We start from the raw sequence: 12,146 nt of genomic DNA, 5'->3' as shown, positions 1-12,146 counted from the left end.
TTAAATCAGACCTGAACCGGCGGATGTGTTTTCTCAAAGCGTGCCGCCGTTCTTCTAAAAAGGTAGAGCAATAACAGTGCAGCTAATCCTAAGCTCATACTATTGCCAGCCCAAAAGCCATTGGCACCTTGCAAAAACTCCGGGGTATTACCAAATACATTAAAGCCCATCAAATATCCACCGCCTAAGCCTACACCCCAAAGTGAGCCTGCATAAATCAGCATAGGCCAGAAGGCAATGCGATAGGCGCGCAGAATAAAGGCTGCAGTCACTTGCAAGGCATCAAAGAGTTGGTAAAAAGCAATAAACAAAAAGAGGGGAATAGAGAATGCCTTCACCTCGTCCGGCGGATCATAAAGATCTAATAATTGCACTCTAAAAATCCACACCATCACACCAATAAAAACACACAAAGTTGTTGTGAAGAAAACCGACGACCAGCCAATTTCTTCTGCACGCTCTTGTTTATCTGCGCCAATAGATTGAGATACCAAAGTCATCGTAGCAATCGATAGGGACAGGGGCACCATGTAAATCACCGTTCCCATATTAGCCACAATTTGATGGCCAGCTAAAGCAGTGGTACCAAGACGCGCAATAAAGAGTGACATGAAAGTGAATGATGTCACTTCAATTAAATAGCTAAAGCCAATGGGCGCACCCAATTTCAGAAGAGTCCAGATGCGATGCCAGTCAGGCCAACTAAAGTGTTCAAAGATTTTGAATGGCTTATAAAAGCTATCAAAGAGTACAAAGCCTAGTGTGATGATGAGCCAAAACCAATTGATGATGACAGTAGCAACTGCACAACCAGGTCCGCCCATACCTTCAATCCCAAAGCCACCATAAATAAATAAGAGATTGAGTGGCAGTTTTAAGCCCAAGCCAATCAGCTGCACTACGGTAATGACGGTGGGTCTTGAAACCGCATTGTGAAGCGCCATGAGTACGCGCATTGCCATGCTGGCCGGCAAACCAATTGCTAGGATATGGAGATACAACTTGGCCTTGCCTTCAATATCTGATGTTACTTGAGAGATTTCTAGTAAGTGATCTGCATTGAGCAAGATCGCAGTACCAAATAAGGTGAGCCCAAGAGCGAGCCAAGTTGCTTGGCGCACTTCCTCACCAATCTCACCAAAACGCTTGGCTCCAAAGAGTTGTCCGGCAATTGGGGCGAGAGCAGAGATCACACCAGTGAGGCCAACATAGACACTAATAAAGATTGCTGAAGCCATCGCCAGAGCAGCTAAGTCATCGGCAGAATAACGTGCAGTCATTGCGGTATCCAAAACACCAAAGGTAATGACGGCTAGCTGACCAATCAGTAGTGGGCCAGCGAGTTTGAGAAGGGAGGGAATATCCTCGCGCAAACGCGATAATTTAAAGTGCAACACGTTTTATTCTTTACCTGCAGGGGTAATTTGATAGAGGCGCAGGCGCTCATCACGATCGGAAGCACGGCGATCTTCCCAAAGTAATTCAATTTTCTTTTTATTGAGACTGGCGTATGCCTTGGCCTCTGATGAGCTGTGAGTCAGCATCAGATTGCAGTTGGAATCATCACGCAAAGGAAGTTTTGTGAAATAACTAAATGAAGCTAATTGAGCTGAGCCCAGATTAGTAGTATCAATACAGCCAGGTGTGTTGGCAATAATTTGAACTAAGCGATCAGAAACATAGCGATAGGTCTTGGCGTAATTAATTGTGGGTAGCCACAAAGTCATCAACAATACCCACATCAAGGTGGTGCCAGAGGCCGAGATGATGAGGCAGCGCCAGATTTCCTTAGGGGCGCGAGAAGTTCTCCAGCGCACAATTGCTAGCCAGACGCCGGTAATCAGAAGCGCAACAAGAAAACCAATGTAATCAAATTGCGCCTGAAATCCCGGCAACAGTCTTGCCAAATTGGCAGCGGTTGATTCTGGGAAGCCAGTTACTTTTGCAAGCCAAATAATCCAAATAGCCAATGCAATCATGGTGAAGCTAAACATCGCAAACCAATCAATAAAGCTAATCAGGTTGCGCTTGAGAATCGGCAAACTAAATGCGGCAATGATCGACAAACTGGGAATCAAAATGATGAGGTCATGTTCGTTTGCCTCTAAGCGGAACAGAACATAAATCAAGCAACCAATAAACAAACTCAGCGGAATACACAGATGTGGAGCGCGCCATTGGCCTGCCTCTTTTACTCGACCCCAGTGTGCGAGCGAGATGATAGCCAAGGGCCAAACTGGCCAGGCGTAGGCCCAGAAGTTAACGCTTAAAAAACCTAGTGATTCGATAGAAGGGGTTGCGCGCATTTCTGGCATGTTGCGCCAACCCTCTTGTGCGATATGGCGCCACTCTGGAGTCAAGTCGCCTAAATACCAAAGCGCCGGCCAAATCGCAAAACCAATCAGACCTAGTAATGTACTGGTTAAAGTCCAGCGAAAGCGCAACTTCGCATTGCTAGCGAGTACTGCAATGATGGTGGAGCTCACGATGATTAAGCTCAAGGTAAGGTTGCTTGAGAGGGCAACGATCGCAATACCAAGACCAGTCCATAAGCCGCCTTGCCAAGGTTTATCTAAACCGCGCACTGTGCCGTACAAGACAATGCTGATGCCCATGAGTTGCGCCATCATCGGCGTAGTCTCATGCGCACGCTGTGCAAGTCCAACGCAGGCTAAGAAAATCAAGAGCGCACCATCAGCCATGGTCATGCCGTAATTTTTACGACCAGGTTGACCGCCAACTGCCAGCACCATCGGCTGAACCTCTGGGCGGCGTCCTAATAGATAAGTCGCATACCAAATGGCTAGTGCAGCAGCAAAGAAGCAAACTGCCGCATAGAGGCGCGCAGCATTAGTCATGCCAATGAATGGACCAAACAAATCCATCAGGGTGGCGCCTAGCCAGTAGGGAAAGGGTGCGCCAAGAGAAACATCACGTCCCGCAAGGTGCGGAACAATCCAATCAAGTGCTTTGCCACTGTGCAAAGTCCACATGCCACCAAATCCAATGGCATCTTCGTTCTTCCAGGGGTCACGCGCAAAGAGGCCGGCAAAACCATAGACCAAGGTCAACGCAAAAATAATGACGCGTGGAATAGAGGTGGTGGCGGCGGCGGTGAGTTTGACCATATAAAACTAGCAATAAAAAAGGCAGCAAACGCTGCCTTGATTATCTCGCAGGGGAGGGTGAATAGTGAATACCCAGCCCCTTTGTTAGTAAGCCTATTATTAAGCCTTCTTCTTAGCTGGCTTTTCAGCAGCTTTAGCTTCTGCAGCAGCAGCTTTTTTCTCAGCTGTTTTAGCAGCGCCATCACCAGTAGATTTAGCAACAGCCTTAGTACCGAATTTCTGACGGAATTTCTCAACACGACCGGCAGTATCCATAATCTTCTGGGTACCAGTGTAGAAAGGGTGTGACTCAGATGAAGTCTCGATCTTGGACAAAGGATATTCCTTGCCGTCTTCCCACTTGATTGTCTCTTTAGTAGACATTGTGGAGCGAGTCTTGAAGCTGAAGTTATTAGAAACGTCTACAAAGACGATTTCACGATATTCGGGGTGAATGCCAGGTTTCATTATTGAGTCCTATTAGCGGGCAGCCGTTTTGGTCTTTAAACCTAAATACTTACCCAAGTTAAATGCAAATGATTAAAGCGGTAAAGGCGAAATTATGCCATGAAATCAACAACAAAGCGCACTTTTACCGACTTCGAGAGCCTAAATTAGCCACCCTTACGCATTAAATCAAAGAATTCACCATTGTTTTTGGTGGATTTGAGCTTATCAACGATAAAGTTCATCGCTTCAATATCGTCCATATCGGCCAATAATTTACGCAATACCCAGATTTTCTGGAGGTTCTCGGCTTTAACCAGCAACTCTTCACGACGGGTACCAGACTTGTTGAGGTTAATTGATGGATAAACACGACGCTCAGCCAAACGACGCTCAAGGTGTACTTCCATATTGCCAGTACCTTTGAACTCTTCGTAGATGAGGTCATCCATACGACTACCAGTTTCAATCAAAGCGGTAGCAATGATGGTGAGCGAACCGCCTTCTTCCACGTTACGCGCGGCACCGAAGAAGCGTTTTGGACGTTGCAATGCGTTTGCATCCACACCACCAGAGAGTACTTTTCCGGATGAAGGAATGACAGTGTTGTAGGCGCGAGCCAGACGGGTAATCGAGTCAAGCAAGATGATGACGTCTTTTTTCATCTCGACTAAGCGCTTGGCTTTTTCAATCACCATCTCGGCAACTTGAACGTGACGCACAGCGGGCTCATCGAATGTAGAGGCAACAACTTCACCGCGAACGGAGCGTTGCATCTCGGTTACTTCCTCAGGACGCTCATCCACTAACAATACGATCAAAATGGCATCGGGATTGTTTGCAGAAATCGCATGAGCGATGTGCTGCATCATCACGGTCTTACCGGACTTAGGTGAAGACACGATCAAGCCACGCTGGCCATACCCAATCGGGGAGATCATATCGATGATGCGACCAGTTAAATTCTCTTCCGCCTTAATGTCACGCTCTAGCTGAATGACACGATTTGGATGCAGCGGCGTCAAGTTCTCGAACATGATGCGGTTCTTCAGGGCCTCAGGAGCTAAGCCATTGATTTTGTCTACCTTCACCAGGGCAAAGTAGCGCTCACCATCTTTAGGGGTACGAACCTCGCCTTCAACGCTGTCACCAGTGTGCAGGTTAAAGCGGCGGATCTGGGCAGGAGAAATATAGATGTCATCTGGAGAAGCCATATAAGAGGCATCTGGGGAGCGCAAGAAACCAAAGCCATCAGGCAACACCTCCAAAGTCCCATCACCAAAAACAGATTCACCTTCCTTGGCGCGTTTCTTCAGGATGGCAAACATCAACTCCTGTTTGCGCATACGTTGCGTATTTTCAATCTCCAGACTAGCAGCCATTTCAAGCAGGGCGGATACGTGGAGTACTTTGAGTTCAGATAATTGCATGTGGTTCTCGGGTGTAGATAAGGGTGTAAATGTGTTTTGGGGTATCGCTGTCTAGATGGACATCAGACAGAATTGAAAAGCGGAATATTTGGGGGGAGTTTGCTAAAAAAGAGGGGCACTGGAAGTGCGTTGAACTACTAATGAAACAGATATTACACTAAAAACAGCTAAGAACCACAGGCTAACCCAGTGAACCTGTGATCGAGGACTATTTACAGATGACTATCAATAAATGCCGTCAACTGGGATTTGGCCAAAGCGCCTACTTTTTGAGCGGCAACAGTGCCGTTCTTAAAGAGGATCAACGTCGGAATGCCACGAATATTGAACTGGGCTGGAACGCCTTGGTTCTCATCCACGTTCATCTTGGCGATTTGGATCTTGTCGCCGTACTCACCAGCCAGCTCTTCAAGGATAGGGCCGATCATCTTGCAAGGACCACACCATTCAGCCCAGAAGTCCAGGAGAACAGGTTTATCGGACTTGAGAACGTCTTCTTCGAAAGAAGCGTCAGTTACATATTTGATGCCGGCACTCATGAAAATTCCTTAATTAGTCTTACTTAGTTTTATATAGTGATTACGATACAGCGCTTATATTAGCAATAAGCCACACTTTCTGCCTAAATTCTCAAAAGAAGCCATAGAACTACCCTCAATGCCGCACCCATTTCCAACCCTAAACGAGCAAAAGCAGCCATATGCTTGGTCAATAGCACCCAACGCTGGTGCACTGCAATCGCTCGCCGAGGGTATTTGGAATTGTGCAGTGCAAACCAATCAACGCCCCTTAGTGGTGCTCAGTACTGCTGGACCGCTCATGGGAGTGAGGACGGCTTTAGAGCAGTATCGACCTAAGGATCTACCGAGCCACATCGCCTTTCTACCCCAAGTGATGAGTTTTAACGACTGGCTAGAAGCGGCGCCAGGAGCATGGAAGTTCCCAAAAAAACAAACTGATTTAGAGCGATGGTTATCTGTATACGCCACGCTTCGCAAACACAAAGAGCTGCAATCGTGGTTCAAGGCTGAAACTGAAGCGGGCTCATGGGGATTGGCGCAAGCCATCATTGCAGCTTGCGATACCTTATCTAACTCAATAGCACCTAGTCTTCAGCAAGAGCTACATCAGTTGATTTCAAATCAAGCAGAGCTCATTACGCAAAACACGCAATCTTGGGTCGAAACCCTAGAGCCATTGTTAGATCGCGCTATTGGTCAGGCATACCCAACTCTTGCCAAAAAAGTAGTGGATCAAGAAGCGCAAGTATTACTGACCTTTTGGAGGTACATCACCAGCTCAAGCGATCCTGCATTTAGAAAGCAATTTGCTATGGCCGCCCATCTTGAGGCTGCCCAAAAAATTGCACCAGCAAATGCAAGGCCATTAATTTGGGTAGAGACAGCAGATCCAACCCCGATTGATAAGCAGCTCATTCAAGAATATCTAACGGATTTTGCACAGCACGCTCCCGCAGTTGAGGTGACGATGAATTGGGAATCAGTTGCACTCTGGTCAGAGGCATTAAGCCCCCAGATGCCTGAAGAGCAAAAGCTGCAAACTATTCAAGCCAATATTAGCAATGCACACACAGAGCATTGGCATTTGATTGCCGCGAAGCGATTTGAAGAGTTGGCGTGGGCAACGGCTAAAACAATTGAGCAACAGTTAATTAGCGGTAAAACGAATATCGCCTTAGTAGCGCAAGATCGTCTCGTAGCCAGAAGGGCGCGAGCACTACTAGCGCGTCTTGGCCCATCCCTCAAGATCCAAGATGAAACGGGTTGGAAGTTATCTACTACCAGAGCTGCTGCAGCGCTCAATAGTTGGCTTGAGTTGTTACGTGCTCCACCTGAAGGGCCTAGCGCTGCTGACCTATTGGAGTTCTTACAAAATCCATTCTTAGACCTTGGTAAGTGTCTTAACTTCAACAGCACGCGTGATCCAGAATCTTTAAATGGATTAGTGGCGCAGTTTGAGGATATTTTGATTGCTAGCCAAGCTAAATCTGGCTGGGAAACTTTTCATATGGCGATCGAGGGATCGGTCGCGCATCGTTCTGCTGCACCTAATCCGCTTTTGCTGGAGCTCCTGCAATCCATTCGTGGTCGACTCAATCGCTGGCGTGGAATCAAGATCAATTGCGCTCTTGCGCATCAGTATCTGATGGATGATCTTGAGCTCATGGGAATGACTCAGGGCTTAGAAAAAGATTCTGCTGGCAAGCAATTACTTGAGCTTTTGGAAACATTTGATTTTGATGTAGAGCATCAGCAAATTGCCATGCGCTTAAACGAATGGCTGAGTTTATTAAAGACTGTCATCGAAGAGTCTTCTTATGAAGAGAAGGGCATTAATGCAGCGGCTACTTTAAGCATCCTGCCACTCAGCTCCACGCGTTTTAGGGAGTTTGAATCTATTGTGATGGTAGGTTGTGATGAACAGCAACTTCCTGCGTTTTCAGAGCCACCATTATTTTTCTCAGATGCCTTAAATCGACTCTTGGGTGGATCGAGTATCGAGGCGCAGTTTATTCAGCAGGCGCGAGATTTATCTCAGCTACTCATCTCTTTTCAAAGTGTCGATCTCCTCTGGCAAAGCAAGAGTAAGGGTGGAGAGCCCCTAAGACCATCTGCTTGGATCCAGCGCCTTCAAATAGGTTTGCCCAATTGGCAGACACAAAATGCCAGCGCCTTATTTACACCTCGCAGTGCTTTAGCAGCCCCATCACAAATGTCGATCGCAACATTGGATTCGGATTTGCCGATGCCGGTCTCGATGAGTCCAAGTGCTTACAAAGCTTTGCGTGACTGCCCTTATCGATACTACGTACGCAGCCTACTAGGCTTGCGCAAGCTAAAAGGCTTTGAAGAGGGCTTTGATGCCTCTCTCGCGGGGCAAACGCTACACAAGATCTTGCGTAACTTTTATCACGCCATGAAAAGTGAAGCGCAAAAATCTGTCACAGCAATCACAACTGATCCAGAGATGCGCAGAGCTTGGATGCAAGATCAGCTCATACTCATCTCCGAACAAGTCTTTAAGCGTTTAATCGAAGGTGATGCCAGAGTTTTAGGCGTCTTAAGGGATTGGCAAAAACAAATCCCCAGTTTTATTCAATGGCAGTTAGATCGTGAGGCTCAAGGTTGGCAGTTCCACGATGCCGAAGTGAAGGTCGGCTTTGATCTGCCATTTACGGATGTCGATGGTAACGAGCGTCACATTCGAATTGAGGGTTATGCAGATCGCTTTGATGTAAGCGTTCATGATCCAAAGGTTGCATCGGTCATTGACTATAAGAATCAGAGTCTCACCAAAGTAAAGCAGCGCTCCGAGGTGCTGCTAGATGACCCTCAGTTATTAATCTATGCCAGGGCCTCCAATGAGAGTAAGAAGATCCCCGGGTACGCAGTGAGTGCTGCCGAGTGGGTCGCCTTAAAAACTGAGGTGAAAAAAGAGGGTAATGGGGTTGAACGTTCAGTAGTCATCGCAGAAATGTCAGACCTGATGCAAGCGTTTTCTGAGCAAATGACTGAGGATGTGCAATCACTGTGGTCTGGTAAACCTCTAATGGCATTTGCACCCGATAGTGTTTGTCAGTATTGCGAAGCCAGAGGCATCTGCAGAAAGGGGATGTGGTGAGTAACTCTACATTCCCGGTCAATATTGCTTGCGATCCCCATCGCTCCGTAATCGTATCTGCATGCGCAGGTAGCGGAAAGACTTGGCTATTAGTCACTCGAATGACTCGCCTTCTACTAGCAGGAGCTAAGCCTCAAGAAATCCTCGCGCTCACTTTCACCAGAAAAGCAGCGCAAGAGATGCGTGATCGTCTCTATCGTTTGTTGGAAGAGTTTTCGCAATCTAGTGATGAAGAGTTGCTCCAGCATTTAACTGATCGCGGCTTGACTGTCGATGAAGCGAAGGTATTACTGCCTTCCGCCAAGTCTCTCTATGCCAAAGTACTATCAAGCCCACAAGGTATTGTGATCGATACCTTCCATGGTTGGTTTGGTAGGCTCTTAGGGGTGGCGCCGATATCAACCGGTATTCAGCCTGGCTTTAGTTTGCGAGAAGACGCAAAGCGTTTGCAAGATGAGTGTTTAGATGATTGGTGGGGTAATTTACCCGAAGGTATTAAGGCGCATTACGACGTCTTGCTAAAGGCTCTTGGCGCAAGTGAAACGCAAAAGTTCTTAATGAGTAATTACAGCCTCTTTAAGCAAAGAGGCGCTTGGACGTTTTTCTCGCATGCATGTAAAGCGCACGGCACTACCCCCATAGAAAAACTCAAAACGGATTTATCGAGATTAAAGATTGATAATCCGCTCAATGGAGTCTGGAACGGTATCAACGCTAAAGCAGACTTAGAGTATTTGCATCGCTGCTTTAGTAATAGCAGTGCTACAGAAATGGCTTATGCGCCCACCATTCAGATGGCAATGGATTTAAAGGCTAGTGGCGGTGATGTGATGGAGATAGCGTCGATATTGCAGTCAGTATTTTTGACTCAAGACGAAACCAATCGCACCTCGAACGACAAAGCGGCAGGTGATCTTAAGAAATACCTCAAAAAAGAGGGTGAGCTAGATCGTGAGCAAGAGCATGTGACTTATAAGCAGGCTTGGGCAAGCGCTTTCTTAGAGTTTGTTGCTTGGAAAAAAGAGCAAGAGGCCTTAGCTCTTAATGAAGCCTGGTTTGCAATGAGTGCTGCAATGATGGATCACGTTAACGCAACAAAAGAGTCCATGCGTGTGCGTGACTTTGATGACTTGGAAATTGGGGTTAGTCAGTTAATGGCGGACTCTGCTAATGCAGCCTATTTGCAGTCTCGACTGGATGCGAAGTACAAACATATTTTAGTAGATGAATTTCAAGATACCAATCCCTTGCAATGGCAAATTTTGCGGGCGTGGTTAGAGGGTTACGGTCAGGATGAATCCAAACCCACCGTCTTTATCGTCGGAGACCCAAAGCAATCGATTTATCGATTCCGCCGTGCTGACCCGAGATTATTTAATGATGCGCAGGCTTTCTTATTAAAAGAAATGAATGCAGCCTCATTGAATCAAAATACGACCCGTCGCAATGCTCCGAAAATTAATGAAGCAGTCAATCAGATATTCGGTACTGATCAATTGCCTGAGTCCTATCCATTTACAGCGCAAAATACCCTGTGGAAGGCGCCAGCAGGAAATGCTCTAAACCCACAATACTCAAGCGAGGGTGAGGCTTATTTATTACCCCTCGTGAAATACGAGGCCGAAGAGCTTGAGCAAAGAGCGGGCAGTGCTTTTGAGCGGGCGATTGTAGATGCGCGACAAACTGCTGATGTCACTCAGCGCTTCGTTGAGGGGCAGCGGGTCAGCGCATTGATCCAGCATCTCATGCAGACTCGTCCTGTAGTCGATCGTGAAAATGGAAAAGAAGTCTGGCGCAAGGCTAGAGAGAGTGACTTCTTATTGTTGGTGAAGCGTCGCAAGTATCTACCGCAATTTGAGCGTGCGCTACGTGAGGCAGGCCTGGCTTTTGAGAGCTCAAGACTCGGTGGATTATTAAATACCTTAGAGATTGATGACCTCATCGCGCTCTTAACTGTTTTAGTCACGCCCCGCCATGATTTGCCACTTGCCCAGGTATTGAGAAGCCCGATCTTTGCATTTACCGAAAATCAAATGCAAATTCTTGCCATGGCAATGACATCAGATCAATATCACTCTTGGTGGGATGCCCTGCAAGATAGTCTAGATGCCAGTTTAATGCAGGCGGCGCGGTATTTAGAGCATTGGCGCATGCTAGGTGAGCGTCTGCCAGTTCATGACTTACTTGATCGTATTTATCAAGAGAGTGACGTGCGCATCAAATATGCGAGTGCCTCTCAAGAAATTGCCCGTGCACAAGTCTTGGCGAACCTCGATGCCTTCCTAGAGCTGGCACTCAATCAAGATGGCGGCCGTTATCCAAGTCTGGGTCGCTTTATTGAAGAGATCAACACCATTCGGCGTGGCGATGATGATGAAACCCCAGACGAGGGTGACGTGGATGCGGAGCCTGATCTGGTAGAGCTTGACGAAGAGAGTGACTTATCTGAGGAAGATAAAAACAAACGCGTACGCATGATGACGATTCATGGGGCAAAAGGTTTGGAATCACCATTTGTGATCGTGCTCGACGCGAACCATACTGAAGGCAAGGCAGATCATCGTGGCGTCTTATTGGATTGGCCGCCCGAGAGCGAAAGTCCTAGTCATTTGTCAATGTATACCACGGCCACCTTAACCAATCCTCGTAGTGAAGTGCGTGAGCGCGAGCTGCTCATTGGCAAGAACGAAAACTGGAATCTGCTCTATGTTGCAATGACCAGAGCAAAGCAGGGACTTTGGATTAGTGGTGTGGCAAAAGCGCCTACCGCAAATAATCCTACAGGCCTAGATGAGAAGTCTTGGTATGGCAGAGCGACGCTAGGGCAGTTGGCTGTCCTTGAAGATCAAGCAGGGTTAGTAGAAAGTAAAACTCAGGCGCCAGTAAGCCAAAAGACGGTCAATCCAAAGAATTTCATGATGGATGACTTTGAGGTTTCGTGGAGTGCAGCTAAGGCGAGTCATGAGCAGCAAATCAAAGATATCGAAAGCGGCTTCAGCTTGGAAATATTTCAAGAAGATAGCAGCACACCTGATAACGCCAAAATATTGGAAGAGGGCGTGCGCTTTCATCAACTGCTAGAGCATCTCACCCTGCAAACTGGGGCAACAAATCCAGAGTCTATGAGCGTGGATCAAGTAGCTCGCTGGCTTGATGTTAGTGAGGAGTTAGCAAACAAAGCACTAGACCAGGCAAATACTGTTCTCCATACTCAAGAGCTTGCCCAATATCTCACAGCAAATCAGTGGGTACAGGCCTGGAATGAGATTGATGTTGTTAGTCTAGATGGCAAAAGTTTCCGCCTAGATCGCTTAGTAGAGTTTGACGATCACTTGGCCATCCTCGACTACAAGCTCACGATCCCCGAGGCGGGCAGTGAGGCGCATAACAAGTACCGGGTACAACTCAGTAACTACAAACAAGAGCTGGCCAGAATACGCCCAGATAAGCCAGCTAAGGCCTATTTAATCTCTGCCAAGGGCGAGATTGCCGAGATAGTCTAAGTATTTAGACCTTGAAA

The 12,146-nt window shown here is 47.2% G+C and carries 7 protein-coding genes; 2 read left to right on the top strand and 5 right to left on the bottom strand.

Annotated elements, in window-relative coordinates; all coding sequences use genetic code 11:
- Positions 1-5: 5 nt before the first annotated feature.
- From ICN26_RS08290 to trxA, 5 genes are all read right to left on the bottom strand, one after another.
- The gene (locus ICN26_RS08290) at positions 6-1,397 is read right to left on the bottom strand and encodes an MATE family efflux transporter (RefSeq protein WP_216267977.1); all 1,392 of its coding nucleotides are present in this window, start codon (positions 1,395-1,397) and stop codon (positions 6-8) included.
- A gap of 3 nt (positions 1,398-1,400) precedes the next feature.
- Complete coding sequence (locus ICN26_RS08285; protein ID WP_216267976.1) at positions 1,401-3,128, bottom strand: ArnT family glycosyltransferase; 1,728 nt, start codon at positions 3,126-3,128, stop codon at positions 1,401-1,403.
- A 99-nt stretch (positions 3,129-3,227) separates the two neighbouring features.
- Positions 3,228-3,575 (bottom strand): type B 50S ribosomal protein L31, encoded by a 348-nt coding sequence (locus ICN26_RS08280; protein ID WP_046330325.1) that lies wholly within the window; start codon positions 3,573-3,575, stop codon positions 3,228-3,230.
- A 146-nt stretch (positions 3,576-3,721) separates the two neighbouring features.
- Entirely contained in the window at positions 3,722-4,984 is a 1,263-nt protein-coding gene (gene rho / locus ICN26_RS08275; RefSeq protein WP_046330324.1) for a transcription termination factor Rho, read from the bottom strand.
- A gap of 212 nt (positions 4,985-5,196) precedes the next feature.
- Positions 5,197-5,523, bottom strand: a complete 327-nt coding sequence (gene trxA / locus ICN26_RS08270; protein WP_215304272.1) for a thioredoxin TrxA — start codon at positions 5,521-5,523, stop codon at positions 5,197-5,199.
- 118 nt (positions 5,524-5,641) lie between these two features.
- On the opposite strand from trxA, the gene ICN26_RS08265 reads away from it, so the two are divergent.
- Together ICN26_RS08265 and ICN26_RS08260 are read left to right on the top strand one after the other, a co-directional pair.
- A complete protein-coding gene (locus ICN26_RS08265; protein ID WP_216267975.1) occupies positions 5,642-8,626 on the top strand; it encodes a PD-(D/E)XK nuclease family protein in 2,985 nt (994 codons plus the stop codon).
- Positions 8,623-12,129 (top strand): UvrD-helicase domain-containing protein, encoded by a 3,507-nt coding sequence (locus tag ICN26_RS08260; RefSeq protein ID WP_369411817.1) that lies wholly within the window; start codon positions 8,623-8,625, stop codon positions 12,127-12,129. The genes ICN26_RS08265 and ICN26_RS08260 overlap by 4 nt, the downstream gene beginning before the upstream one ends.
- Positions 12,130-12,146: the final 17 nt, after the last annotated feature.

This window comes from Polynucleobacter hallstattensis (genome assembly GCF_018881835.1).
GTDB lineage: Bacteria > Pseudomonadota > Gammaproteobacteria > Burkholderiales > Burkholderiaceae > Polynucleobacter > Polynucleobacter hallstattensis.
This window is presented reverse-complemented; position numbering and strand designations above follow the sequence as displayed.

Excerpts from the sequence above, each read along its gene's own strand:
- ICN26_RS08285 (WP_216267976.1), bottom strand. The coding sequence starts at position 3,128 with ATGGTCAAACTCACCGCCGCCGCCACCACCTCTATTCCACGCGTCATT.
- ICN26_RS08280 (WP_046330325.1), bottom strand. The coding sequence starts at position 3,575 with ATGAAACCTGGCATTCACCCCGAATATCGTGAAATCGTCTTTGTAGAC.
- rho (WP_046330324.1), bottom strand. The coding sequence starts at position 4,984 with ATGCAATTATCTGAACTCAAAGTACTCCACGTATCCGCCCTGCTTGAA.
- trxA (WP_215304272.1), bottom strand. The coding sequence starts at position 5,523 with ATGAGTGCCGGCATCAAATATGTAACTGACGCTTCTTTCGAAGAAGAC.
- ICN26_RS08265 (WP_216267975.1), top strand. The coding sequence starts at position 5,642 with ATGCCGCACCCATTTCCAACCCTAAACGAGCAAAAGCAGCCATATGCT.